The 25,427-nt window shown below is 63.9% G+C and carries 23 protein-coding genes and 1 pseudogene; 8 read left to right on the forward strand and 16 right to left on the reverse strand.

Features of this window, described 5'->3' with window-relative positions; translation table 11 throughout:
* The first annotated feature begins 23 nt into the window (after positions 1 to 23).
* Positions 24 to 1,049, forward strand: a complete 1,026-nt coding sequence (locus ACLKOZ_RS20585) for a LacI family DNA-binding transcriptional regulator (protein WP_436477896.1) — start codon at positions 24 to 26, stop codon at positions 1,047 to 1,049.
* 41 nt (positions 1,050 to 1,090) lie between these two features.
* Here the strand turns inward: ACLKOZ_RS20585 and ACLKOZ_RS20590 are convergent, their stop codons facing one another.
* Genes ACLKOZ_RS20590 through ACLKOZ_RS20600 form a run of 3 tightly spaced genes read right to left on the reverse strand, consistent with a single transcriptional unit; the run spans position 1,091 to position 4,817 of the window.
* Positions 1,091 to 2,026, reverse strand: coding sequence for a carbohydrate ABC transporter permease (locus tag ACLKOZ_RS20590; RefSeq protein ID WP_436477898.1), 936 nt, complete (start codon positions 2,024 to 2,026; stop codon positions 1,091 to 1,093).
* Positions 2,023 to 3,096: an ABC transporter permease gene (locus ACLKOZ_RS20595; protein WP_436477900.1), complete on the reverse strand. Its 1,074-nt coding sequence runs from the start codon at positions 3,094 to 3,096 to the stop codon at positions 2,023 to 2,025. Before ACLKOZ_RS20595 ends, ACLKOZ_RS20590 begins: the two co-directional genes overlap by 4 nt.
* Before the next feature lie 14 nt (positions 3,097 to 3,110).
* Positions 3,111 to 4,817: an extracellular solute-binding protein gene (locus ACLKOZ_RS20600; protein ID WP_436477902.1), complete on the reverse strand. Its 1,707-nt coding sequence runs from the start codon at positions 4,815 to 4,817 to the stop codon at positions 3,111 to 3,113.
* 210 nt (positions 4,818 to 5,027) lie between these two features.
* Here ACLKOZ_RS20600 and ACLKOZ_RS20605 point away from each other — a divergent pair, with 210 nt between their 5' ends.
* Positions 5,028 to 7,862 carry a glycoside hydrolase family 3 C-terminal domain-containing protein gene (locus ACLKOZ_RS20605; RefSeq protein WP_436477904.1) on the forward strand — a complete coding sequence of 945 codons (2,835 nt, stop codon included), beginning with the start codon at positions 5,028 to 5,030 and terminating at the stop codon, positions 7,860 to 7,862.
* Between the two features lie 78 nt (positions 7,863 to 7,940).
* Here the strand turns inward: ACLKOZ_RS20605 and ACLKOZ_RS20610 are convergent, their stop codons facing one another.
* Both ACLKOZ_RS20610 and ACLKOZ_RS20615 read right to left on the reverse strand, forming a co-directional pair.
* Positions 7,941 to 8,873 (reverse strand): threonine/serine dehydratase, encoded by a 933-nt coding sequence (locus ACLKOZ_RS20610; protein ID WP_436477906.1) that lies wholly within the window; start codon positions 8,871 to 8,873, stop codon positions 7,941 to 7,943.
* A 173-nt stretch (positions 8,874 to 9,046) separates the two neighbouring features.
* Positions 9,047 to 9,934 (reverse strand): helix-turn-helix transcriptional regulator, encoded by an 888-nt coding sequence (locus tag ACLKOZ_RS20615; protein ID WP_436477908.1) that lies wholly within the window; start codon positions 9,932 to 9,934, stop codon positions 9,047 to 9,049.
* Positions 9,935 to 10,076: 142 nt separating this feature from the next.
* Here ACLKOZ_RS20615 and ACLKOZ_RS20620 point away from each other — a divergent pair, with 142 nt between their 5' ends.
* Positions 10,077 to 11,564 carry an MFS transporter gene (locus ACLKOZ_RS20620; protein ID WP_436477910.1) on the forward strand — a complete coding sequence of 496 codons (1,488 nt, stop codon included), beginning with the start codon at positions 10,077 to 10,079 and terminating at the stop codon, positions 11,562 to 11,564.
* A gap of 10 nt (positions 11,565 to 11,574) precedes the next feature.
* Here the strand turns inward: ACLKOZ_RS20620 and ACLKOZ_RS20625 are convergent, their stop codons facing one another.
* Both ACLKOZ_RS20625 and ACLKOZ_RS20630 read right to left on the reverse strand, forming a co-directional pair.
* Positions 11,575 to 13,020 (reverse strand): cation:dicarboxylate symporter family transporter, encoded by a 1,446-nt coding sequence (locus ACLKOZ_RS20625; protein ID WP_436477912.1) that lies wholly within the window; start codon positions 13,018 to 13,020, stop codon positions 11,575 to 11,577.
* Between the two features lie 134 nt (positions 13,021 to 13,154).
* Positions 13,155 to 13,541 carry a hypothetical protein gene (locus ACLKOZ_RS20630; protein WP_436477914.1) on the reverse strand — a complete coding sequence of 129 codons (387 nt, stop codon included), beginning with the start codon at positions 13,539 to 13,541 and terminating at the stop codon, positions 13,155 to 13,157.
* Positions 13,542 to 13,674: 133 nt separating this feature from the next.
* Between ACLKOZ_RS20630 and ACLKOZ_RS20635 the strand changes: the two genes are divergently transcribed.
* Complete coding sequence (locus ACLKOZ_RS20635) at positions 13,675 to 14,259, forward strand: dTMP kinase (protein WP_436477916.1); 585 nt, start codon at positions 13,675 to 13,677, stop codon at positions 14,257 to 14,259.
* 6 nt (positions 14,260 to 14,265) lie between these two features.
* On the opposite strand, the gene ACLKOZ_RS20640 is transcribed toward ACLKOZ_RS20635, so the two are convergent.
* From ACLKOZ_RS20640 to ACLKOZ_RS20675, 8 genes are all read right to left on the reverse strand, one after another.
* Positions 14,266 to 14,643, reverse strand: a complete 378-nt coding sequence (locus ACLKOZ_RS20640) for an ArsR/SmtB family transcription factor (RefSeq protein WP_436477918.1) — start codon at positions 14,641 to 14,643, stop codon at positions 14,266 to 14,268.
* Positions 14,603 to 15,889 carry an MFS transporter gene (locus tag ACLKOZ_RS20645; protein ID WP_436477946.1) on the reverse strand — a complete coding sequence of 429 codons (1,287 nt, stop codon included), beginning with the start codon at positions 15,887 to 15,889 and terminating at the stop codon, positions 14,603 to 14,605. Before ACLKOZ_RS20645 ends, ACLKOZ_RS20640 begins: the two co-directional genes overlap by 41 nt.
* Before the next feature lie 120 nt (positions 15,890 to 16,009).
* Positions 16,010 to 16,408, reverse strand: a complete 399-nt coding sequence (locus ACLKOZ_RS20650; protein ID WP_337349055.1) for a cupin domain-containing protein — start codon at positions 16,406 to 16,408, stop codon at positions 16,010 to 16,012.
* Positions 16,409 to 16,600: 192 nt separating this feature from the next.
* Positions 16,601 to 17,281 carry an ABC transporter ATP-binding protein gene (locus ACLKOZ_RS20655; RefSeq protein WP_436477920.1) on the reverse strand — a complete coding sequence of 227 codons (681 nt, stop codon included), beginning with the start codon at positions 17,279 to 17,281 and terminating at the stop codon, positions 16,601 to 16,603.
* Positions 17,282 to 17,292: 11 nt separating this feature from the next.
* Positions 17,293 to 18,717, reverse strand: a complete 1,425-nt coding sequence (locus ACLKOZ_RS20660; protein WP_436477922.1) for a hypothetical protein — start codon at positions 18,715 to 18,717, stop codon at positions 17,293 to 17,295.
* Between the two features lie 105 nt (positions 18,718 to 18,822).
* Complete coding sequence (locus ACLKOZ_RS20665) at positions 18,823 to 19,182, reverse strand: hypothetical protein (protein WP_436477924.1); 360 nt, start codon at positions 19,180 to 19,182, stop codon at positions 18,823 to 18,825.
* A gap of 81 nt (positions 19,183 to 19,263) precedes the next feature.
* Positions 19,264 to 19,506, reverse strand: a complete 243-nt coding sequence (locus tag ACLKOZ_RS20670; protein WP_436477926.1) for a hypothetical protein — start codon at positions 19,504 to 19,506, stop codon at positions 19,264 to 19,266.
* 24 nt (positions 19,507 to 19,530) lie between these two features.
* Positions 19,531 to 20,463: a hypothetical protein gene (locus tag ACLKOZ_RS20675; protein WP_436477928.1), complete on the reverse strand. Its 933-nt coding sequence runs from the start codon at positions 20,461 to 20,463 to the stop codon at positions 19,531 to 19,533.
* Positions 20,464 to 20,585: 122 nt separating this feature from the next.
* On the opposite strand from ACLKOZ_RS20675, the gene ACLKOZ_RS20680 reads away from it, so the two are divergent.
* Positions 20,586 to 20,897, forward strand: coding sequence for a glycerate kinase (locus ACLKOZ_RS20680; RefSeq protein WP_436477930.1), 312 nt, complete (start codon positions 20,586 to 20,588; stop codon positions 20,895 to 20,897).
* Here the strand turns inward: ACLKOZ_RS20680 and ACLKOZ_RS20685 are convergent.
* Positions 20,882 to 21,131: pseudogene (locus tag ACLKOZ_RS20685) on the reverse strand (hypothetical protein); the annotation flags it as partial. The gene ACLKOZ_RS20680 and the pseudogene ACLKOZ_RS20685 sit on opposite strands and share 16 nt — an antisense overlap.
* A 197-nt stretch (positions 21,132 to 21,328) precedes the next feature.
* Here ACLKOZ_RS20685 and ACLKOZ_RS20690 point away from each other — a divergent pair.
* From ACLKOZ_RS20690 to ACLKOZ_RS20700, 3 genes are all read left to right on the forward strand, one after another.
* Positions 21,329 to 21,892 (forward strand): hypothetical protein, encoded by a 564-nt coding sequence (locus ACLKOZ_RS20690; protein WP_436477932.1) that lies wholly within the window; start codon positions 21,329 to 21,331, stop codon positions 21,890 to 21,892.
* A 1,659-nt stretch (positions 21,893 to 23,551) separates the two neighbouring features.
* A complete protein-coding gene (locus ACLKOZ_RS20695) occupies positions 23,552 to 24,352 on the forward strand; it encodes a hydroxypyruvate isomerase family protein (RefSeq protein ID WP_436477934.1) in 801 nt (266 codons plus the stop codon).
* A gap of 56 nt (positions 24,353 to 24,408) precedes the next feature.
* Positions 24,409 to 25,347: a 2-hydroxy-3-oxopropionate reductase gene (locus ACLKOZ_RS20700; RefSeq protein ID WP_436477948.1), complete on the forward strand. Its 939-nt coding sequence runs from the start codon at positions 24,409 to 24,411 to the stop codon at positions 25,345 to 25,347.
* The last annotated feature ends 80 nt before the right edge of the window (positions 25,348 to 25,427 follow it).

The raw sequence follows: 25,427 nt of genomic DNA on the forward strand, positions 1-25,427 counted from the left end.
GAAATCCTTGGTTAAATAGGGGGATGGACAATCGAAGGGCTTCAACAGCGGCCACGATCAATGATGTGGCCCGCGAGGCCGGTGTATCCACGAGCACCGTGTCCTACGTGATGAGCGGGAAGCGGACCATATCGAAGGAAACCCGGGAAACTGTCGAAGCGGCCATGCGGAAGCTGCGTTACAGCCCTCGGTCCAGCGCCCGTGCGCTGGCCTCGAGCCGTTCCAACGTGCTGGGCCTGGTGGTGCCCCTGCGTGCGGACGTCAATGTCGGCGTCGTTATGCAGTTCGTCACCGCCGTGGTCACCACGGCCCGGACGTTCAACCAGGATGTGCTGCTGCTGACCCAGGACGACGCCGGAAGCATCGAGCGCGTGACGTCGCAGTCCATGGTGGACGGGCTGCTCATGATGGACATCGAGGCCCGTGATCCGCGCATCCCGGTGCTTGCCAAGCTGCAGAAACCGGCCGTGCTGATCGGGATGCCGGATGATCCGCGCGGCCTGAGCTGCGTGGACTTCGACTTCGCCGCCGCGTCCCGCACCGCTGTCCGTCACCTGGCGGACCTGGGCCACCGCGGCATCGCGTTCATTGGTTCCCCGCCAGCATCCTTGCGCCGGCATGCCACCTACGCTGACCGGGCCCTGCAGGGGTTCCAGGATGCGTGCCGTGCCGCGGAAATCGCCCACGTGGCCGAGGCCTGCGAAGCCAACTCGCGTGACCTTGGCAAGGCGTTGGACCGGGTGTTCTCCGGGCCTGAAAGCATCACCGCGCTCCTGGTCCATAACGAGGGCCTGCTCCCCATGCTGCGGGAGAACCTTGGCGTCCGCGGCCTGTCCATCCCGGAGGACATCTCGGTCGCGGTGATTGCACCGGCGGACGTGGCCATGGCCGCGGCCCATCCCTGGACCGCAGTTTCCATTCCCGCGATGGACATCGGCCGGGCGGCCGTGGAGATGGTGATGGACCGGCTCAGCCTGGACAAACCGGCCGAGCTGCGGCTCATTGCGCCCACTCTGGCGGAAGGCGAGACGACCGCCCCGGTCGTCTAACAGCAAACCGGCTCCCATCAGGCCGGGTAGCCACACGCCGGTCATCCCTTCACCGCCCCGATCATCACGCCCTTGGTGAAGTGCTTCTGCACAAACGGGTACACCAGCAGGATGGGGACCATGGCCAGGACGATCACGGCCATCTGCAGGGCGGGGGAAGCCGCGGCGCCGTCGCCGACGTCGATCTGGCCGGGCACTGAGACGCCCTGCAGCACGTAGGAGCGCAGCACCACCTGGAGCGGGTTCATGGCGCTGTCGTTGATGTAGAGGACGGCGTTGAAGAACGCGTTCCAGTAGCCCACGCCGTAGAACAGGGCGATGACGGCGGTGACGGCCTTGGACATGGGCAGGACAATCTGGGTCAGCGTGCGCCATTCACTGGCCCCGTCGATCCGGGCGCTGTCCAGGATGCCCCTGTCGATCCCCATGAAGAACCCGCGCAGGATGATGATGTTGAACACCGAGATGCAGCTGGGCAGGATCAGTGCCCAGTAGGTGTTGATCAGGCCCAGGCTGGACACCAGCAGGTAGGCCGGGATGATGCCGGCGCTGAAGAACATGGTGACCAGCAGGGTGAAGAGTATGGGGGTGTGGGCGAAGGAACCCGGCCGGGACAGGCCATAAGCACAGAGCACGGACACCACCATGCTCAGCAGGGTGCCGGTGGCGGTCACGCCCACGGACACCAGCACGGCCCGGGTGACCACGCCGCCGCTGAGGATCTGCTGGTAGGCAGTGAGGGTGATTTCGCCGGGAATCAGGACCAGGCCGCCGGCGCGTGTGATGGTGGCCTGCGAGGAGACGCTGGTCAGCACGATGGTGTACAGCGGCCCCAGGACAGCAAGGACGACGGCGGCGAGCACCACTGCCTTGACCGTTTTCGCCAGGCGTCCCGGCTCTTCGTCCCAGGCCGGCCGTTCCGGCCGGAGCCGCAGCGATTTTGAGGAGGCAAGTGGTTTGGTTGTGGTTGCGCTCATTTGGAATACACTCCGCTTTCGCCGAATATGTGGGCCACCTTGTTTGCTGCCAGGATCAGGGCCAGGCTGACCAGGCCCTTGATCAGTCCGGCCGCCGCCGCGTAGCTCCAGTCACCGTTCTGCACGCCCGTGTAGTAGACGAACGTGTCCAGGACCTCGGAGGCGTCCGCACCCACGGCGTCACGCTGCAGGATCATCTGCTCGAAGCCCACGGTCAGTGAGTCGCCCAGCCGCAGGATCAGCAGCAGCACAATGACGCTCCGCAGCCCCGGGAGGGTCACATGCCACATACGCTTCCAGCGGTTGGCACCGTCCACGGCCGCCGCCTCATACTGGGCGGGATCGATCGCGCTGAGGGCCGCCAGGAACACGATGATGCCCCAGCCGGCGTCCTTCCAGATCGCCTGGGAGGTGATGAGAAACAGGAACGTGTCCGGGTTGGTCATCACGTCCATGGCCTGCCAGCCGTTGGCGCGCAGCGACTGGTTGAGCAGCCCCGCGCCGCCGAAGATCTGCTGGAAGACGGAGACCACCAGCACCCAGGAAAAGAAGTGCGGCAGGTACACCACGGCCTGGATGGCCGCCCGCAACCGGGGGTTGACCAGGGAGTTCAGCAGCATGGCCAAGGCGATGGGAATGGGGAAGAAGAAAACCAGCTGGAATGCGGTGATCACCAGCGTGTTCTTGACGGCGAGCCAGAACTCCGGATCGGCCATCACCCGGCTGAAGTTCTCCATGCCCACCCAGGGGCTGTCCGGGATGCCAACGAAGGGCGAATAGTCCTGGAAGGCCACCACGTTGCCCAGCATGGGCAGGTAGGCGAAGACGCCCAGCAGGATCACGGCCGGCAAGGCCATGAACACCAGGGAACGGTCCCGGTTGAACCGTACCTTCAAGCTGGCGCGGGGGCGGAGGGTCGCGTCCCCCGGCCCGCTTCCCTGCCCGTCGTCCGGCGGGGTGCTGGGTGTCGACGTCGGACGCGTCGCCGGTGCCGCGAGCCGGGAGGAGGTCCCGGGGTCGGGCCGTGCCGGCGTCAGGGCGGCGGCCCTGCTCTCTGTACCTGTGCTCATGTTCGCCGCCACCCCTATGCCAGGAATCCGGCGTAGAAGTCGCGTAGCTCGTCGCCGCCCTTGCTCTTCCAGGTGGCGATGGCGCTGTCCAGGTCGGGCATGCCCTTGCGGCCGCGGATGATGTCCTTCGCCAGGTCCTCGAACGGCTTGCCGAGGGAGCCGAACTTGGCCGGTTCCTGGATCTGCATACCGAAGAAGATGTCCTCCTGGACGTTCGGTGCCTGGCGGGCTTCCCACTCGGACTGGGACTTGACCAGGCCGGGGTACTGGACCATGGAGTTCACGATCGGAGCGTTGACCAGGAAGGCGTAGGTGCTGGTCACTTCCTGGGTCCCCTTGGCGGTGGCCTGCGGAATACCCTGTGAGTCGCGGGTGTAGTGCACGCCTTCCACTCCGCTGTTGATGAGGACGTTCTCCTCGGTGCCGAACGGTGCGGCGATGAAGTTGGCCAGCGCCAGGATCTCCTCGATCTTGGCCGGGTCCGTCTTCTTGATGAAGCTGAAGATCGCCGCGGGCTGGGCCCGGAACAGGGTGGGTTTGCCGCCGTCCGGGGCGAAGTAGTCCATGGGCTGCATATTGAAGCCGGGGTTGGACGGAAGGACGCGCGCCAAAGCCTCGTGCCAGCCGCCCATGCCGTCCGAGGTCATCAGGGACGCGCCGGCTTCGAAGCGCTGCTTGGCCTGCTGCGAGTTGCCGGCAACTGCGTCCGGGTGGACGGAGCCGTCGGCGAACAGCTTGGCGGTCCATTCCAGGGCGGCGCGGTATTCGTCGGTTTCGAACTTGTTCTGGAGCTTGCCGTCCACCTTTTTCCACTTGGGGACCACCCCGTGCATGATCTGCGCACCCGTCCAGATGTCCTCGGAACCCCAGCGGTTCTTGGAAGTGTCCGTGAGTTCCTTCGCCACGCTGCGGTATTCGTCGGCGGACGTGGGCGGTTCGACGCCGAGTTCCTCGAAGAGGTCCGCCCGGTAGAAGATGGCGTCGGAGATCAGGGCGCCCGGGTAGGGCAGTCCATACAGTCCGCCTTCGAAGCAGCCCATCTTCCAGGCCGCCGTGGGGATGTTGGCCAGGTTGGGGTACTTCTTGACCTTGTCGCCGGCCAGGAAGGGCGAGAGGTCGGTGAAGATGCTGGTGGCGGCCTGGCCGAAGCGTGGCGGCATGTTCCAGGCGGGGATCACCATCCAGTCCGGTACATCCTTCGGCGAAGCGAGAACCGTCTGGACCTTGTCGGCGTAGGCGTTGCCGTCGTTGACCTGGAAATTGATGGTGGCGCCCAGCTTTTCATTGACGGCCTTGTAGTAGGTGTTATCCGGCAAAGCGGGCGGGACCGCCCACCACGCAGGGGCCATGGCGGTGTAGGTCCCGCCGGAGCCGGGCGTGCTGGCCACTGATTTGACCAAGGACTTCGGGATGGACGTGAAGCCGGGCGTCGAACCGTTGACCGACGGGATGTCCGGCTTGACCAGGTCCACCGGGATGTAGGACGGGACCAGCTTGGCCACGGTTTCGGCGAGGCCGCCGGAAGTGGTTGCCTGCGGAGCCGCCGCCCCGGTTCCGCACGCCGTCAGTGCCGCGGGCGCAGCGGCCAGGAACACGGCACCGCTGAGGATGCCCAGGAAGGAACGGCGGTTGACGCCGGTGGAGCCGGCCTCGGCGAGGAGGGTGGAACCTGTTTTCTGGGGACGGCGGCTTCGTGTCGGATCCGCATGGTGACCAAGCATAATCAGCACTCCTTTGTGGTGGATGTTGCATCGATGATTTCGAAGTTTTGTCGAATCGCTTCGATTAACGATCAGCGTAGAGCATCCCAATTTCACCCGCAAGACTCAAACGTGTTGCGTGTCACAGGGCACGATGCCACACTGGATGTCGATGCGTTTGTAGAAGCGTTTAAACAACCCGCCGAACAGTCACCGCCGATTGGACCAACCGTGCCCCCTGCCGCCTCAGCCTCCACCGCAGCCATCACCAAGGCGCAAAGTCTTCTGGACTCGCTCTCCCGTGACCAGAAGATCGCCATGCTCCACCAGCACGCGCCCGCCGTCGAATCCCTGGGCCTGGCCCGGTTCCACACCGGAGCCGAAGCTGCCCATGGAGTGGCGTGGCTGGGCGCCGCCACGGTGTTTCCGCAGCCTGTGGGCCTGGCCGCCACCTGGGATGAGGACCTGATCCGCCGGGTGGGGACCGCCGTCGGGCGCGAAGTCCGTGGCAAGAAGGCGACGGACGCCACCGTGAGCACCAACGTGTGGGCTCCGGTGGTGAACCCGCTGCGGCATCCCCTATGGGGCCGCAACGAGGAAGGCTTCTCCGAGGATCCTCAGCTCACCGCATCGCTGGCCGGAGCGTACTGTGCTGGGCTGAAAGGCGACCATGAACGCTTCTGGCTGACGGTGCCCACGCTGAAGCATTTCCTGGCCTACAACAACGAGGCGGACCGGAACGTTTCCAGCAGCCAACTGCGTGCGCGCGTGCTGCACGAATACGAGCTTCCGGCCTACCGCAGCCCCATCGAAGACGGCGTGGCCGGGGCCGTCATGCTGTCGTACAACCTGGTCAACGGCCGGCCCGCCCACGTCTCGGACCTGGTGGCCGGCGAGCTGCGGATGTGGCGGAACGGCGAGGACATCGCCATCGTCACCGACGCAGGTGCCCCGTCCTCGCTGTACAACGCGGAGAAGTATTTCGACGACGGCCCGTCCGCCTACGCGGCCGCCCTCCGCGCCGGGGTGGACAACTTCACCGAGGATAGCGACAACCCGGAGCCGTCCCTCAGGCACCTGCACCAAGCCCTGGACCGCGGGCTGATCACCGAGGCGGACATCGATCGCGCCGTCCTCCGGCTCCTCACCCTGCGGGAACGGACCGGCGAATTCGAACCCGACGGCGGCCCATATGGCTCCCTCGGCCCTGAACTCGTGGGTGATCCGGCCCACGTGGCGCTGGCCCGGGAAGCGGCCCGGAAGTCGGTGGTATTGCTCCGGAACACACCCGCTGCCGGCACGGCGGATCCCCTGCTTCCGCTTGGCCCGAATCCCGGAAAGGTTGCCGTGATTGGCGCCCTGGGTTCCACGGTACTTAGCGACTGGTACAGCGGCACCCTGCAGGATGAGGTCAGCATCTTCGAAGGCCTGTCCGCGCGGTACGGCGGCGTGGTGGCGGAGGCGGGCGTGGACCTGGTCTCCCTCCGGTGCGTCCGGACCGGCACCTACCTCGGCGCCGGCAACCCCAAAACCTCCCTCACTGCCGGTGCTGCCGCGCCAGGGCCGGACGAAGCGTTCCTGCTCAAGGACTGGGGCGATGGCGAATGCACCCTGCAGTCCCCCGTCACTGACAAGTTCGTAAGCGCCGACGGCTACTACCTGACCGCGTCAGCGGCCAGGGTGGGCGGCTGGGTGGTGCAGGAAACGTTCCGGCTGCACCCGGGAGTGGACGGGACGGTGTCCATCCAGCACATCGGCACCGGCAAGTGGGTCCGGATTGAGGCACACACCGGAAGCGCAGCCCTGTCCGCCGGGACCGAAGAAGCAGCGGACCGCTTCGCCCTGCGGACCGTCCGCTCCGGCCAACAGGCCGCCCGGGAGGCTGCCGCCGCGGCCGATGTCGCCGTCGTAGTAGTAGGGAATGATCCGCACCTGGGCGGCCGGGAAACCATCGACAGGGCCACGCTGGCACTGCCAGAGCCCGAGCAGGAACTCATCCGGCTGGTCCGGGAAGCGAACCCCCGGACCGTCCTGGTGATCGTCTCCTCCTACCCGTACGCGCTGGGACCGCTGGCTGACACTCCTGCCGTTGTGTGGACCTCGCACGCCGGCCAGGAACTGGGCAATGGCCTGGCGGACATCCTCAGCGGCGATTTTGAGCCCGCCGGACGGCTGGCCCAGACCTGGTGGCAGCGTGACGAGGACCTGCCAGACATCCTGGACTACGACCTCATCTCCTCCCACAGCACGTACCTGTACAGCACCGCCGAGCCGCTGTACGCGCTGGGCCACGGCCTCGGCTATAGCAAAGTCAGCTACGAATCCGCTGCGCTGGCGGGCGACGGGCTGTCGGTCTCGCTATCGGACGGCGGTATCGACGTGGTGGTGCGCAACACCGGTACGCGGACCGCGCACGAGCTCGTGCAGGTCTACGCCGCCTCCCCGGGGCACCGTTTCGAGTTCCCGCGGCGACTCCTGGTGGCGTACCGCCGGGTCGAGCTGGCACCCGACGAGCGCCGGACCGTGCGGATTCCGGTGCCACTGGAGCGGCTGGCCACGTTCAGCGTCACGGCCGGGCGGATGCTGGTGGAGCCGGGGACGTACGAACTGATGGTCGGTCCGTCGGCCAACTGCCTGCCTCTGGGTGTCGAGCTGTCCGTGAGCGGTGAGGGAAGCGGTCCGCGCCAGCGCGGTGCCTGGATCCGCGCCGAGCTTTTTGACGAATGTTCCAACCTCGCGCTGGTGCCGGAGACGCCGCTGGCTGGCACCGCCGTCGCGCCTTGCTCACCGCAGGAAAGTACGACGGCGGTCTACCGCGGCTGGCAAGGCAACACGCCTGAGTGCGTGGCGCTGCGGCTCACGGCCTCCGGTCCCGGAAGGGTGGCCGTTCAGTTGCCTGGGCGCGGCGGCACGTGGACGGATTCCGCGGAGGCAACCGTTGATCCCGGGTTCGACGGCGAACTGGCACTGGTGCTGGCCAGCGGTGCGTTGGACGGTGCCGGCCCGGAGGCGGTGCGGATTGTCCTGGCCGGTCCGCTGACAATGAGCGAGCTGCAGGTGGCCTGACGGCGCGGCTGCCCGGGCTTAGGCTCGTCCGCGAACCGCCTCACTAGGCCCGGCGCCGGGCCACCCTGGGTGGTCCGCCTACAAGGTGGCCGGATCGGTGTTGGCGCCGCAGAGGATCACCGCAACGCGCTCCCCCGCGGCGGGCACATAGGCACCGGCGTGCAGCGCGGCGAATGCTGCCGCCGCACCGTGTTCCACCACGAGGCGGTACTCATCCCAGAGCCGGCTGCGGGCGGCGACTATATCGGCGTCGGACACCAGGACGCTTTCGACGCCGGTCCTGACTGCTACGACAAACCCAATCCCGCCGATCCTGCGGGCTCCCAGGGAGTCGGCGGCGACGCCGGACACCGCCACGTCCACGGGATGCCCGGCTGCGAGCGCCGCATGGAGCGTGGGGGCGGTTTCCGGCTCGACGGCCACCACCTTGGCGCGGCCTTCAACGGCTGCCGCGATTCCGGCCATCAGCCCGCCGCCGCCCACTGCCACCAGCACGGTATCCACACTGCCCAGCTGGTCCAGCAGTTCGGACCCCACCGTGCCGGCGCCGGCAGCGATCTCGGGCTGGTCGTAGGCGTGGCAGTACACGGCCCCGGTTTGTGCGGCATGGGCGACGGCGGCCTCGTAGGCAACGGCATATTCGGCGCCGCCCTGGATCACGGTGGCGCCGATGGCCTTGAGCTTCCGGACCTTGACCGCGGGCGCCGCCTCCGGCACAAAGACGGTTGCCGGGACACCCAGCTGGGCGGCGGCATACGCGTTGGCGAGCCCGGCATTCCCGCCGGAGGCCACCACCACCCCCACGTCCGGGTGCAGTTCCCCTCGCTCCTTGCTGGCGAGGATCCTGTTGAGCGCACCGCGGGCCTTGAACGTGCCGGTGTGCTGCATGAACTCGCATTTGAACCAGACCGGGCCCGGGAAGGCGCCAGGGTCCGCTTCGAGGACGGGCGTCAGTCGGGTGAGGCCTTTGATCCGGGCAGCGGCCTGGTCCACGTCGGCACGGGTGATCATGAAGGACTCCTGGGCAGGGCTGGTGGGCCACTCCAGCCTAGCGAAGCCATCGGTTGCTCCGATAACGCCGTTTTGAGCCCTCTAAAGGGCGTTACCGGAGCAATCGTTGGGCCTCGCCGTCCCGGGTTCCTGTGTCGACGGCGACTGGGCATCGATTTACCTTTGTGCCTGTCTCAGACGGCCTGGCCAAGTTCGCCTCCTTCCCGGGCAAGGGTCAGGGAGGGACGCTGCAGCCTGTCGAGTGCTGCCGCAGCCTGGCTGCCTGGTTCGGCGGTGTAGGTGAGGATGCGGTGGCCGGAATCATCCGGCATCGTCAGGACCTCGAATCCCAACTCCAGGGCGCCGAGTTGCGGGTGTTTCAGTGCCTTATGCCCTGACATGCAGTTCTCCACCGGGTGTTCGGCCCACATTGTCGCGAAATCCGGGCTCTTGAGGGTCAGCTCCCCAACGAGGGCGGCGAGCCCGGCGTCGTCAGCGAACCGTCCGGAAAGCAGCCGCAAGGAAGCGACTGCGCGGCTGGCCTCCGCCCGCCACTGCGGATAGAGGCTGCGGGTGGCCTCGTCGAGGCAAAGCATCCGCGTCAGGTTCGGCCGTTCGGACGGTATGCCCGGGGCGTAGAAGTCCAGATGGGAAGCAACCAGCCTGTGTCCGGCCTGGTTCCAGGCGAGGACTTCGGTCCGTTTGCCCAACACAACAGCCGGAACCGGCCCCATGGAATCGACCAGGCGCTTCGTTCCTGGCCGGACCTGGTCAGGACGGTTCCGGGAGGCTTTCGGTGTGCGGCGTTTGTGACCGGAGAGGTCGGCGAGGTGTTTTCGTTCGACCTCGGTCAGGACCAGCGCCCGGGCGAGGGAATCGACGACGGCGTCAGAGGCGTTGAGATGCTGGCCCTGTTCCAGCCTGGCGTAGTAGGTCACGCTCATGCCGGCGAGCATAGCCACTTCCTCCCGTCGCAGCCCGGGTACGCGGCGGGTGCCGTAGTCCATCAGCCCGACGTCCGCCGGGGTCAGGGCAGCGCGTCGTTTGCGGAGGAAGTTGCCCATGGCTGCCGGTTGGTTCATACCTGTGAGTATTCACGAACATTCCCGAACGTGGGTAGCACTGGCAGTGCTACCCACAACACGGCGTGGCTGTTCCTGTCCGGCGTCGGCAGGGTTGAGAGGAAAACCCGCCCCTGCAGTTTAGTGATTGGATCCTTCCGCCATGACAGCACACCAGAGAACACCCCTGCCGCAAACCACACCCCCAGAGCCGGCAACCGTGGCACTTCAGCAAAGTTCCCTCCGGATGACCGGACGGCAGCGGCTGATCATGGTGCTGCTGTTGACGGCAAGTTTCACCCTCGCGGTGGACTTCTCCATCCTGAACGTCGCGCTGCCGCGGATCGGCGCGGACGTGGGGTTCTCCCTGGAACACCTGCAGTGGATAGCGACGGCCTTCGCCCTGTGCGCGGCTGGGTTTACCTTGTTCTTCGGCCGGGTCGCTGACCTGTTTGGCCGCAAACGGCTGTTCATCACCGGCATGGCGCTGCTCGGGATCGGTTCACTGGCAGGTGGGCTCGCCACCGACCCCGGGCTGCTGCTCGCCGCCCGCGCCGCCCAGGGCCTGGCCACCGCCGCGGTAACCCCGGCTGCGTTGTCGCTGCTCACCACCTCCTTTCCGGAGGGTCCGCTGCGGGACAAAGCACTCGGCCTGAACGGCTCGCTGATGGCCGCGGGGTTCACCGCCGGTGCCGTCCTGGGCGGGCTCCTGACCGATCTGTTGTCCTGGCGCTGGGCGTTCTTCATCAACATTCCCATCGCCATCTTCGTTCTGGTCCTCGCTCCGAAGTTCCTCACCGAGTCCTCCCGCGGGAACAACACCAGGCTCGATGTCCCGGGCGCTTTCACGGTCACTCTCGCCCTGCTTTTGCTGGTCTTCGGGCTGACCACTGCCGGTGAAAAGGGCTGGGCCGAACCGCTCGCCTGGGCGCCGCTGGCAGCGGGCCTGCTCCTTTTCGTCGTGTTCTTCCTTATCGAGAAGAACACGGCCCACGCGCTCGTGCCTGTGACCATCCTTGGGCGGAACAACATTGCCTGGGGCAACATCGCCGGGATCCTGGCCTTTGCCACCGAAACGTCCCTCGTGTTCGTGCTGACCCTCTACCTCCAGCAGGTCCTTGGCTACACGCCGCTCGGGGCTGGACTCGCCTTCGCCGTCCTCGGCGCCGGCACCGTGGGAGGCGGGATCATCGCCCCTCGCCTGATCGGCAAACTCGGCACCAAGAAGACCATCATCAGCGGCCTCACAGTGCAGGCCGCCGCCACTGGATCGCTGCTCTTCCTCAACACAGACCAGGCCTCCCTGACCATCGTGCTGATCGCAACGTTCGTCGGCGGCGTCGCGAACCTCGCAGCGATTGTCGGATTCATGGTCACTGCCACCACGGGGCTCCCCAACACCGAACAGGGCCTCGCTACCGGACTGACCACCATGAGCCAGCAAATCGGAATCACCATGGGAATTCCCGTCATGAGCAGCATCATCGCGGCGACCCTGCTCCAGTCCGGTGACGCCGGACCGGAGCAGGTGCTGGCTGCGGTGCTGCCGGCAATCGGAATCAACGCCGGCCTCTGCCTCGCAACAGCGGCAACCGTCGGGTTCTTCCTCCGCGCGCCCGCTGAACACGGCCCGTTGAACAGCGTCCGTTGAACGCAGGCTCCTAGCGGACCCCGGCGGCCGTGGTGGGAAGGGCCGGCGCTTCGCTGTCAGGTTCCATGCCCGCCGTCGGAACGTCCGCCGTCGTGCTTTCCCGTGCTGGACTTTCGGCAGGCTCCCCATCAGGCAACTCGCCACGGAAGGCGCGGAGCATGGCTTCGCGGTCGAACTGGCCCTCCCATTTGGCCACCACGAACGTGGCCACGCAGTTGCCCAGGAGGTTTACGGAAACACGCATGGAATCCATGAGCCGGTCGGCGCCGAGCAGCAGCGCAACGCCGGCCACCGGGAAGATTCCCAAGGCACCGGCGGTGGCGGAGAGCGCCAGGAACGCGGAACCGGGGACGCCGGCCATGCCTTTGGAGGTGAGCATCAGGATGCCCAGTGCGGCCAACTGCTGGCCAAGGTCCAGGTTGTGCCCGAAGGCCTGGGCAAGGAAAAGCAGGGAGATGGACAAGTAGAGGGCGGCGCCGTCGAGGTTGAAGGAGTAGCCCGTGGGAACCACCAGGCCCGTGGTGGCGCGGGAGCAGCCGGCGTTGGTCAGCTTGGTCATGATGCGGGGCAGCACCGATTCCGTGGAGGCGGTGCCGAGCGCCAGCAGGAACTCCTCACGGGAATACTTGATGAACTGCCAGAGTGGGACGCGCGGATACACCCACGCCACCACGAACAGGAGTCCAATGAAGACGATGGCGGCGCCGTAGCAGGCGGCGATCAGGAGCGCGTAAGTGCTCAGCGAACCCAGGCCGTACTGGCCGATGATGAAGGCCATGGCCCCGAACGCACCGATGGGCGCCACGCGCATGACCCAGGCCATGATCTTGAAGAAAAGTTCCAGGACCGTCTCCAGCAGGCTGATCACCGGCATGCACCGCTCACGGCCAACCACCACGATTGCGGCTCCGAAGAAGACCGAGAAGCAAAGCACCTGCAGCAGGCTGTTGTTGGCGAAGGCTCCCACGACGCTGGTGGGGATGACGCCGAGGAGGAACTGGCCGGCGTCCTTGGGCGGCGCGGTGCCTGTCTTGGCGTTAAGGGCATCCTGGGACAGCGCACTGGGGTCGATGTTGAGTCCTGCGCCCGGCTGGACGATGTTGCCGACCACCAGGCCAAACACCAAGGCGAACAGGGTTGCTGCCGTGAAGTAGACCAGGGCCTTCACCCCCACCCTGCCCACTGCTTTGACGTCGCCCACCGCCGAGATGCCGGTGACAATCACCAGGAAAATCAAGGGGGCGATGATCATTTTGATGAGCTGAATGAAGCCGTCGCCCAGCGGACGCAGGCCTGACCCTATGTCAGGCCAGAAGTGTCCTATACCGATTCCCAGGCATACGGCGATGAGGATCTGGAAAAAGAGGGAAGTGTAGAACGGCTTCTTCGTCCGGGCCGGAACTGCAGGCGCCGGAGCGCCGGATGCTGAGGCCGCAGGGGCGGAGGGAGGAATCATGGCGTCGCCTATCAACGTAGGAGCGGCGGGAGGCCGCTTCGGTCATTCGCAACGCTAGGGATACAGTGTTTCGCGCAGGATAAATCCGTAGTACGGAAATGTTTAACCGCAAAATGGAAAAGTTGGCCGTTTGCTCAGTTCAGGGACAGGATCAAGTAAAGGGCCGTGAGGGCCACGACGGTTGGTGTCATGACCAGGCGCTCCGGTTTGCTGCGGGAGATTCCGTTCAGAACGATGCCCAGTGCGAAGTAGCCTGTCAGGACCCAGCAGGTGACATCCGTGAAGGCTTCGCTGACCAGCGGTGCGGCCAAGCCGGCCTTGGCCAGAGCCACATAGGCGATAAGGACGTACAGGACAATGGAGGTGGCGCTGCCGATCCGGAGCTTGGTGGGGAGCACGTTGTGCTGGCCGCCCCAGGCAAACCTCCCCAGCGGCGCTCCTGCAATAAGGGCCGCCTGGAAGATGGCCAGGGCAGCCAAAATGACGCACGCGGCGATGGCGGCAAGCTGAACAATGGGCATCTGGAGGCACACTCCTGTTGTCACTGGCATGCCCCTGCAGGCAAGCGTCGGGTTTCAGCTTATTGTGACCTCCGCCGCAGGGCGGGATGATCACGCCGTCCCTACCGTTAAACCATTGGCGAAAGGAGGCCACGTGCTTATTGTCTTAACCGGAATCGACGGCTCGGGAAAATCCACGGCCGCCCGCGCCTTGGTGTCCGCGATCCAGGCCGAGGGCAGGAATGCCCTGCTGCTCAGCAACCACGCCGGCCGGCGAAGCATGTCCTTACTGGCTCAGCGGCTGGGCATCCAGTGGCCGCACCGCCTTGCCGACGCCGCGGAAACCACCCTTCGATTGGTCAACGTTTTGATCTCCCACGCCAAGGCAAGCCGGTTCGATGGCCTGGTGATCATGGATCGCCACCTCCACTGCCAACTGGCCCTGCGTACTGCCAAGGGTTTGCCCCGGGGCCGGCTGCTCCCGTGGCTCCTGTCCGTTCTGCCCGCACCCGATGCAGTGGTGTACCTGGACGTGGAGCCGGCGTTGGCGCACCAGCGCATCGTGGCACGAGGCACCGATGCGGAGACCCTGAAGGATCTGGAAGGCTTACGTGCCGCCTACCGTTCCATGCCCGAATATCCGGGCTTCGTCCAGCTCGACGCGGACTGCCCGCCGGCCGAAGTGGTGGCCCGGCTGGCCTGGATTGTGGGCAAGGAGACCGCCGCCGTCAGCTGTTAGGACCCGCTATTCATGGACGGGTTCGCCGGTGACCCGATGGTCTGCATGGTTGATGGTTTCCTGGATGAGCCGGATCAGGTGCCCGTCGTGGAGGGAGTAGATGACGTGCCGGCCGTCCTTACGCGTGTCCACCAGCCCGCTGAGGCGGAGTTTGGCCAAGTGCTGGCTGACTACGGTGCGGGGCGCGTTTACCTCCGCTGTCAGTTCGGTGACTGTCTTCGGTCCTTGGGCAAGTTGCCAGAGCAGGTGCAGCCTGGTGGGTTCGGCGAGCATCCTCAGTGTCCCTGCGGCAGTTTCCAGCAGGTCCGTCCCGGGCGCGACCGCGTGGACAAACGAGGGTTCCTCAGCGGGCGCCCGAAGCGCGCTGCTTGGCTGACTGCTCAACGGATTGCTCCTCGGTCTCGGGCTGGCCTCTCCCGTAAAGGCTGTGGCGGGGCCAGGACAGGAAAGCTCCTGCACTGCCTAGTATCGCAAGGATTGTCAGTGCGAATGCAGCCCAGCCCAGCCCGGCGGCCGCCCCAACCCACCCGGACAGGGGGTAGGCGACGATGTAACAGGCGTGCGAGAGGGAGAACTGCGCCGTGAAGACGTAGGGGCGGGTCTCCTCGGTCGACGCCTCGCGAAGCAGTCGGGACGACGGCGTGAGGATGGCGGAGTTCCCCGCGCCCAGCAGGAACCAGAGCCCCAACAGCCACCACCATCCCGCTTCGGGAGACGCCCGGAAGATGGCCACGGTGGCGCCTGCCAGCGCGATAGGAATGACGGCTGCACCGGTCAGCATGACACGCCGGTCCCCCGCCCGCTCCAGCAGGCGTGGCGCGGACAGTGCCACCACCATGGAGCCGATGCCGAAACAGGCCAGGGCCAAGGCCAGGTCCGTGTCGGGCCGGTGCAGCATATCGCGGACGTAGACCACGGTATTGACCAGGACCAGGGCCGTTGGTGCTGCAACCACCACGTTCAGCGCCAGCAGCGAGCGCAGGCGCCGATTGGCCCAAAACAGCCTGGTGCCCAGGGTTGTCCGGTGCCACACGGACATAGTGAGCCCATTGACAACGTCGGTCCGGGGCAGGGCGGTGATCATCACCATTGCGGCGGAGAACAGGAACCCGGCCACGGTGCCCAGAAAGAGGTTGTTGTAACTGACAAGGGTCAGCAGCAACGCGGCCGCGGCAGGACTGACCAGGGCTTCCATGTCATATGCCAGCCGGGACAGGGAGAGCGCGCGGGTGTAGTCCCGCTCATCCGTCAGCACGCTCGGAATCAGCGACTGGAAGGCCGGGGTGAAGGCCGCCGAGGCGGACTGCAGCAGGAAAATAACCACGTAAATCTGCCAGGCCTCGGTGATAAAAGGCAAGCACAGGGCCATCGCCGCCCGGACCAGGTCCGCGCAGACCAACACAGGCTTCTTGGGCACCCGCGCCACCATGGCGTTGATCACCGGGGCAAGCCCCACGTAGGCCAGCATCTTGATCAACAGGGCGGTGCCCATTACGGCCCCCGCATTGCTGCCCGCAAGGTCAAACGCGAGCAGGCCGAGCGCCACCGTCAACAGGCCAGTGCCCACAAGGGCCACGACCTGGGCTAGAAAGAGCCGCCGGTAGGTTGCGTTGCTGAGGACCGAGAGCATCGTCACCTTCTGTGCATAGGTGCACGTATGTGCACCTATGAGCCTAAGTGTGATGGCGCTGGCAGCGCAACCGCCCCGCAGGCATGCTGCAGGTCCCGGTGCCTGGATTAGGGAGCAGCCTTAGATCAGCGCGTGCATCCCGTGGCTGCGGGGCCGCCCGAAGGACGCGGCGCCCAGGAATTCGATGGCAACGAACGGCTCATCGCCCACCACCCACTCATCGTGCCCGGGCGGGAGCGCATAGGTGTCGTTCGCATGGATTGTGGAGCGCACGCCGTCGGCCGTTTCAATCTGGAGCGAGCCGGAGACGCAGTAGCCGAGGTGGTTGTGCTCGCAGAATTCAGTCATCTCCGCGGGCTTGGCGGACTCGGACCAGCGCCAGCCTGGCGCTAGGATCAGCCGGGCCACGGAGTAGTCATCAACGGTGACAAGGTCGAACTCCGCCTTGTCCGGGCACCGCTTCCTGTCTGGAATATCAAAGGACTTTACTGCCAAAGCTCTGATGAAATTTGCGGTCATGAGGACACTGCCTAGAGATCAGATGGTGAGGCCTGGCGGCGAACCAGGCGATGGGTTCGGATACCGATGTGCGGTGAAGTTGCGGAGACCTAGTATTCGCATGCGCTTTCTAGCCCCGACGCATACTCAGCCAGCAGACCCTGCTGGTGTATCTCTAAAGGTATCCCTCGGGCCCCTGAAGTCAATGGGAAATTACGACGGCGGTGCTGCCGCCCTCCTTGCGGCAGCACCCCTGTCGGCGGCCGCGTCAAGGCTTCCGCCTCGCATGCCGCTAACTGCCTGGGACTTGAGATCTTCCAGCCGGACTGTGACCGCTTCCGGGAGCAGGTCCTGAAGTGAATGCGTCACGATGACCACCAGCTTGGATTCAGCCCAGCGTCTGATCTCCTCAACCATGTAGGCCACTCCTTCCGCATCAGTCCCGTTGAACGGTTCGTCCAGGACCACGCAATCGAACTGGCCGACGGTATTCATGATGTACCAGAGCTTGCGCGCATTTCCTGTGGACAGGTTCCCTGCGTTCTCGTCGAGCCACGGTTCAATCCCCAGTTGGATCGCCCGCAGTATCTCGAGGCCAGGATCCATATCTCGGGCAATACAGGCGAAGACGAGGTGATCCCGAGCAGTCATCTGGGCGAACAGTGCTGCTTCAGATCGGCAAACCCTCCGCCGGTTCCTGCCTTCAGGGTCATTGGCGCTCGTGCCGTTGACCAGGACTGTTCCGAACCACGGAGACAGATAGCCGCTGGCCAGTTCGACGAAGGTCGATTTTCCGGATCCGTTCTTGCCGTGTAAGTGGATCAAGGCAGGCCCAGTGAATGTGAAGGAGACGTTTTCGTACACAGGGCGCTCGGCCGTATAGCCCGCAATCACGCGGTCAAAGATTATCGTTGGGAAAGAATTCTGCGTTGCAGGCAAATCTTCGCACCTCCAGTTAGAAGAGCTGTATAGACGACGGCGGCAATGGCTGCGGGGACGCCGGCGAGGAGACAGAGTCCGGGTACAGGGACGGCAAGCATCAGGGAAATGAACGCTGCCGCCAGGGACATTTCCATGGAGCCGTCGGCCTGTCTGACTTTGACCTTGCTGTAGGCGTTTCCAATGATGTTCCCGGTTGCAATTGCCCACGGAATCAAGAGCGCCGCAAGCGGCAGGACGCCAGTTGCAGCCCAGACAATACCTGCAATTGGCGGTGCCCCAAGCAGCACCAGCAGCAGTGACTGAGTCATTATCACGGCCCACACAAGGGATCGGACGCCGAATCCGGATTCCCATCCATACCTCAGTTGGGGGAGAAGGCCGACCGGATTGTTTGCCTTGGACAAGAGTTCGGACCCGACAACGCTCACCATGAAAACTATGCAGGCTCCCGCGTTCTGAATTCCGGGGACCTCCCGAAGGAAATCCGGCCCGACGCCGCCCAAACGGACGCCGATGGCGGTGGCAGCAGACAGAAGGAGGCAGATCCCTATTCCACGGAACAGAGCAAATGACTTATCCCTGACAAGGTTCACCATCAGGGCTCTCCAGAGCATGGGGACTGGCGTTGCCGTCTTCGACGAGGACTCTTTGACGCGCCTGGGCACCCGTGCTGTCACCGGGAACGAATGCCTCCTAATCGATCCAACGTTCCGGATTGTGAGGAAGGAGAACACGACGACGGCGATTCCCACCGCCGTCGCGATCCAGTACCCCTCAGCGCCGGTTGCATTGGCCCGTAGGTCAACCCCGGGTGCTGCTCGCTTCAGCGCAAGCAACCCTCGGGCAAGCAAGACTCCAAGAAGCGCGGCAAGGAGACAGGCTCCAACGAAGACGGCGGACCCCGCGGCCCGACTCGATGTGCGCGGGTCAGTTGCGGCTAGCCTGGAACTCAAGGCAAGCCAGGCCGCGGCTAAGGCGAAAGGAGCAACCAAGAGGGCCAGAGCCAGCGGCCCGCCGCCTCCACCCTCCTCGTGCACAACAATCCAGGCCGCCGTACAGACGGCGCCTGACAAACCAAACAAGAGGACAGCCTGCGGACCTGCCTCGGCCAGGAACACGTGGTGCATCGCAACATCCGTCGCCCGGTAGAGCTCCCCGTTTGGATTGAACCGAACGGCAAATCTCCGGCCGCTGAGTGCTTCGCGAGCGAGAGCGCCAACCGAGATATAGAGGCAGGCGGCGAACGCCAACAGGACGATTGTCGTCCGGGCCCCGCCGCTCGTGGAGGCTCCCTCGGCGCCGGCTAAGGACAGCGCTGTACGCAGCAGCCGCATGACCAGTAGCGATCCACCTAGAACTGCGAAGACCAACGCGGCGCCGGTGCTCACGCCTAGGACCATGAGTGTGCGAATGGATACCGGCCATCCCGTGACTGCCAGCAGGCGTACCCCCGTGAATTTGTAAGCCGCTCTGAGACTCCCCATTTCCGACGCCTAAAGACGATTGACGGATTTGCTTTGAGACGACTCCGCGTCCACTATGATCGCCAACGTTCCAATGCATAGCGTGCCGATCATCCACAGCCATGTCGGAAGCGAGCCGGGGAACCCAACGGTCGAGGCACCCATGAACACGCCGCTACTAAACCCGCAGGCCAGGAACAGCACTGCGTCACGTTTCGGATTCCGCTTTGCGGCGAGCACTACCAACACTGCTATTGCTCCAACGGCCAAAGATGTCCAGGCAATGAGCGGATTCCTCGGTTCGTGAAGGAGCCCAACGACGATGCTGCTGGCGATACACGCGAGCACAAGCGCTGCGATCGTAGTGCGGATAGGTGGTGTATAGATCACGACCGGGACCTTCCTTCGTGGCCGGAACCAAGCCGGCAGTTGCCGGCGAGTCAGCAACTGCCGCTTGGGCGATAGGGACAATTAGGGTTCGCGTTCGCTTTGCTTGTACGCTGCCAAAGCGTCTTTGCGGGCCCAGTGAACGACGAAAATCACATGTACGACGAGATCTACGCAAAGTGCCGCGCCGATAACCCAGCTCGACACACCCGCTCTGGCGAGTGCACCAATTATGACGACTACGAGCAATGCACTGGCGATGTTGAACCAGCGTCGGCGCTGGGTCGCATTCGTTGCCGTGATCAGCTCATCTAGGTAATAGAGCATGCCACTCCTCTCTGATGGTCGCAGTCACCGGCAATAGCCACCGGTGTAGCGGAAGGCCATAGCGCCGATCGGAGCGGGCGCGAGCCGAATGCATTCGCCTCTGCCGTGAGCAATTGTCGCTTGAATCGCGATTTGCACAGCAGACGCTGCGCAGGCACTCAAGCCAACCGGCGATCCAGAAGCCAGGTATCCGCACACATAGAGAACGCCGGATGCTACCCGTGAATGTGCAGTCTCGGCCTTATTGAATTCCACGACAGGGAATATCCCAACCCAGCTAAATTGAGGATCGGCAACCACGGGAAACACGGTCGCCGGTCCGACATCAATGTGCTGGATGAGGCGGTTCCCTGAGGATGTGTATTTGGTAGGAACCGGCTGTCCGGCGGCATCACGCGCCCAAGGGGCAGCAATATGGTTGACGACCTGCCCGCTGCCGTCCATGACCACAGCCGATCCGTCGCTTGCAACGACGACTTCCGCAGGTTGGCCATTAAGTGTTAGGTCAAAGCCGAAGGATCGTGGTGCAGTTTCATTGTTGATCACGACGAAACCGGCTCCTGATTCATCACCGCGCTGGGCAAAAACGTAGGCGTGCCCCCTATCCATGGTCACCGTTGCGGCCTCGACATTACCCTTCGACTGCTTGACTGCCTTCCGTTTTGGCTTCGACGCCGGCTGGACCGTTAGTCGCAGACCGCCGGCTGCGACGATACTCATCGAACCGCCATCCCCGAATTCGATCTTTTGCGCTTTGGTTTCCGGCAGCGCTTGAGGTGACGATTGGCTCTGTGCGCTCTCGAAGGGTCTGGACGCTAGTACTTGCTCCAAAGGGTTTTGATCCTGAGTGGCCGACGCATTCGCCGCTGGTGACGTCGCCGCTAGGCCCATGATGGCAATGGCCAGGGCCGATGTTGCAGCCAAGCCCTTCCGAGCAATCAAGAAACGCATTTCCATGAATCCCCCATTGTCTTCTGTGGCTCCGCTGCTAAATGGGAACCGTGCAGGAAGACTAAGGTCGGGAAAAGGTGACTAGGTGCTGGATTCTGCGAAATAGGTACAACATTTGGCAAATCTAAGTGACCAACGAACCATCTACTGGCGAGACCAACCTCAGACAGAAGCGCGAAGCCTCCCATAAGGGGGTTGCGAGGCTTTTAACTTTGTACTTCCGTTGGCGTCGCGCACGGACGGTGCTGGTGCTCGGCGGGAGCGCCAGCACTGACGGCGGAAGGGCAGTCAGCGCTCTGGGCTTCCGCTTCCTCGATGCTTCCGGGCTTCCCGTTGAAGGCACTGGGCGGAACCTTGGCGCGATCTCCTTCGTAACCGGAAGTTTGCTCCCTGTGCCGGTCGCATTGGAACTGGTGGACGAAACCGGGTCCTCGGCATGAATGTTCACTGCGGCGTTGATCTGATGCGCATCGAACCAGTCCGTTCCGTTCCACAGTGCGCTCGCCAGCGGTAGCAAGGCTTGCCTGCGGAATGCCAATAACCTGCAGGTCACCGCCCAGCCCGGATTCCCGACGCTCGGCGATGGCGGTCCAGCGCCTCAACGTCGTGACAGAGAGTCCGAAATTCAGTCCCTCGCCCTTTCGACGTGGAAGAAGCGAAACGTGGATATACAGGCGATGGCGAGGCGGGGTGCCTAAACAGGCCTGCCCTCAGCCCACGGGCTCATCCCTGGGATACTTTCCATTTCCCACCCAATTTCGTGAATCAGCCACTCAATTTCATCCCATCAGACACTCAACTGAAGATCCTTGGGCTTAATGTCCCGTCGCGGACACTATTTCCAAAAGGGGATGATATACGATTCACAAGTTTGAGAGATTCTATTCGTGCCAGTGCAACACTTCTATGCATTGGTGCGCTGCTCTTTGGTAGTTCAACTGTTGGTGCCCAGGCGGCTCAGGTCCTTCCTTACCCCGATATCAGCAATAAGGATGCAAGCGTCACGCATGAACACCGCGGATCGGCAAGTTACGAGTTGCTCGACACCCGCGGTGGCCTATTGACCATGGGTTCCGTGACGTCGCCGGTGGGTCCTGGCCGCTGCACCCTGGATACAGGACCTGTTTACAAGAGGACCTCGGGCGGTGTGGGTGGCCATCCAAAGACAACCTGCACCATGGGGGTGAGCAGCATCAACCACTCGACGACGATCTACAAACATGTCTGGTGGGGCCTGCAAAGAGTTGGAGGTCCATTCAATGCCGTGAACTACGGTCAATCCAAACTCGAACAGAAAAATGCTGCTGTGGCCTGCGCCGATGACCGCAACACGACATTCCGGATGGTGACGCGCGGAACGGTCACCTACGCTGGCAGAACCTATATCGCTTCCGCGTACGACGAAGCAACTTTGGCTTGCGGAACTAGTCAATAGCCCAGACCTTCTGGCCGGCGCTACTTGGGTCCAGCCAGAAGGTCACTAATGAACTTGTTGGGTGGCTCGAGCCTGCGCCGTCAGCCAACACGTAGCATCAGGGTGCCATCCTGCCAGTACGGCGTAATGCGACTCATCGATGGGAATGGCCTCATAGGATGCCGAAAGGTAACCACCAAAAGACACATGCACCGCATCCCAATCTTGAGCAACTCGACGCCAGTCAGGAAGCAGCAAGTGCGCCCCAGGATTGGGCGGAGGCCCCCAGTCAAACGTCAAGAATCCTTCGCCTATTCGGGGGTACGTGGCCACGAGCCTTGACCAATCCTCCCGTGTATGGACATCGAAGATCCTTGCCCCTTCCGAGACCTTAACAGACCACAACGAGTCCTGCTCGCCCTTCATCCAGTGATCGTCCGGCGCTGCGGCGATAACGCAAGGAGCACCAAACATTGGTCCACTGCTGCTAACCAAGGCACCAGCCGGAGACACCCACCACGTCGACCCGTCAAGATCAGCACCCGCCGCAAATTCCATAGCCTCCTCTGGCGTGTGCGCCCCTGGAAAACCGTCCCTAAGATACGCGAACTGGTGATGGACTGAGACAGAATCCGTCCACCACACAAGGCCAGGCCGCTCAGAAATGTCACGTGCAATCCCGGTCAGGGAGTCCTGAGCAGCTCTAAGTATTTCGTCAAACACCCGCCACTCGCTGTCCAAGCCGTGTGCATAGCTATTAACGAACTCCGAAGCAGTAGCGAAAATGGTTGCGTCACGTACTGAACTGGCCCCCTTCATCCATAGATCCGCCGCTTCGTGGACATGCCGTATGAGCGTGCTGCCGGCGGTACCATCCAGCAACGCAAACCTAAACCGGTGTGGCTCGAGGCCCGCTATCTTCGCAAGCAGTGACCTTCCGGCGCGCCCTTGAGACCACCACGCCAAAGCATCACCATTCGTAGCCACAGCCCATCCCCCTCCTAAAGACCGCCGGACGCAGTTCCCACGCATCCAGCCCACCCCGAGCATAGACGGCTCCCCACCCAGCTAGGTGGTGCCTGAGGCCAAAATGAGTGGGCCACAGCGTCCTGTTAGGTGTTTCATGCCAGGAACAGATTTTGCATTCTTGCCTGACCCTGGCGTCTCTTCGCTTAACGGGCTGTCGCGGGAAAACGATGGCTCGCGGCTATGGGGATCAGAAAGATCAGCTGGAAGGCGGGGCTCCAGCTGGTTCGTCTTGAATCGTCGCCGAGACGATGTCCAGACCTTCAGACTGCCTCGTCAGCTAAAAGGGTGATCATATCCGGCACGAGGGGAACGCCTCTTGCCGGACACCGCGTCGCGCCGCTGACGGAACGAACTTACCGCCGCTGACGATGACGGTTCCACCTCCTGCGACCACCGTGACAGCTTGAGCTCGCCGTCGTCAGTCCCCTCCCGCAGGGATGCCCACAACAGGGAACAGTGCAAGCTTTCAGATGAGGCAAACGTCCACGCCGCCTCCGGACCTTCCCTATAAACCAACCGGCCCCCTTGACTCCCACCCCAACCTTCCCTAAACTTTTCATAAAGCAGAATCTAAATTCCACAAAGCGGAAACTTAACCAAGAGCGAAGCAGCGGGATGATAGATCAAAGCCCCTCCTCGGAAGGACCTACGATGTCGTACACAGTGAACTGCTCCATCCTCCTGACGGAGCTGCCCCTGCTCGAGCGCCCCGCAGCCGCGAAGGCAGCCGGTTTTGACGCCGTCGAGTTCTGGTGGCCCTTCGAAACCTCCGTCCCCACCGACGCCCAGGTCACCGAATTTGAGAACGCCATCAAGGACGCCGGCGTTCAGCTCACCGGCCTGAATTTCAACGCCGGGAACATGCCGGGCGGTGACCGTGGCCTGGTCTCCTGGCCCGCACGCTCCACCGAATTCCAAGACAACATCGACGTTGTTGCCGGAATCGGCGAGCGCCTCGGCTGCAAGGCCTTCAATGCCCTCTACGGCAACCGCGTGGACGGGGAATCGGCTGAGAAGCAGGACGCCATCGGCGCCGAAAACCTTGCGACGGCGGCTGCCGGCGTCGCGCGCATCGGCGGCACCGTCCTCCTCGAACCGGTCAGCGGCGCGCCCAAGTATCCGCTCCTCACCGCCGCAGACGCACTCAAGGTCATCGACCGCGTCAAGGCGGAATCCGGCGTCGACAACGTCAAGCTCCTCGCCGACTTCTACCACCTGGCAGTCAACGGGGACGACGTCGAATCCGTCATCGAAAACCATGCCAAGGACTTCGGCCACATCCAGATCGCCGACAACCCCGGCCGTGGGGCTCCCGGAACCGGTGAGCTTCCCCTCGGGGAATGGATTGCCCGCAGCCGCGAACTCGGCTATGGGGGCTACATCGGCCTCGAATACAAGGAACCGCAGGAAACTGCCTTCGCCTGGGCCATCCGCCAGCGCGTCAGCCAGTAGCCCCCTCCCAACTGAGTAGCAGCAGATGCTCTTTTGAGCCCTCAAAACGACATCTGCTGCAACCTAGTTGGGTTCGGCTTCCTCACTCACCACAGACTTCAGAAAAGAGAACCATCATGAGCAACGTTGCAGTTATCGGACTCGGAATCATGGGCCTTCCCATGGCCATCAACCTGACCAAGGCAGGGCACACGGTCACGGGCTTCAACCGCAGCCAGGACAAGATCGACAAGCTTGTCTCCGAGGGCGGCAAGGGCGCCACCAGCATCGCGGACGCAGTGAAGGACTCCGACGTCGTCATCACCATGGTGCCGGACTCCCCGGATGTCGAGGGTGTGGTCAGCGGCCCGGACGGCGTCTTCGCCAACGCCAAGCAGGGCACGCTCTGGATCGACGCGTCCAGCATCCGCCCCGACGTCGCCAAGCGCCTCTCCGACGAAGCCCGCGAAGCCGGCCTCCGCCCCCTGGACGCACCGGTGTCCGGCGGCGAACAGGGCGCCATCGACGCCGTCCTGTCCATCATGGTCGGCGGCGACAAAGAGGACTTCGAGGCAGCCCAGGACGTCCTCAATGCCGTGGGCAAAACCATCGTCCACGTCGGCCCTTCCGGCTCAGGCCAGACCGTCAAGGCAGCCAACCAACTGATCGTCGCCGTCAACATCCAGGTCCTCGGCGAGGCCATCGCTTTCCTTGAGGCCTACGGCGTGGACACCGACGCCGCCCTCAAGGTCCTCGGCGGCGGACTCGCCGGCTCCAAGGTCCTGGACCAGAAGGGCCAGAAGATGCTGGACCGCAACTTCGACCCAGGTTTCCGCCTCGCCCTCCACCACAAGGACCTCGGCATCGTCACCTCGGCCGCCCGCGAAGCCAACGTCGCCGTCCCCCTCGGCGCCGTCGTCGCACAACTCGTCGCCGCCACCGTCAACCAGGGCGACGGCGGCCTGGACCACTCAGGACTCTTCAAGCAGGTCCTGAAGCTCAGCGGCCGCGAGTAAGCACCCCGGCGCTAAGGCGCCAATAGAGACACAAGCAGGGAACTCGCCGTCGTACATTACGACGGCGGTTCCCCCAGCAC

The organism is Arthrobacter sp. R4, assembly GCF_051365025.1.
Classification (GTDB): domain Bacteria; phylum Actinomycetota; class Actinomycetes; order Actinomycetales; family Micrococcaceae; genus Arthrobacter.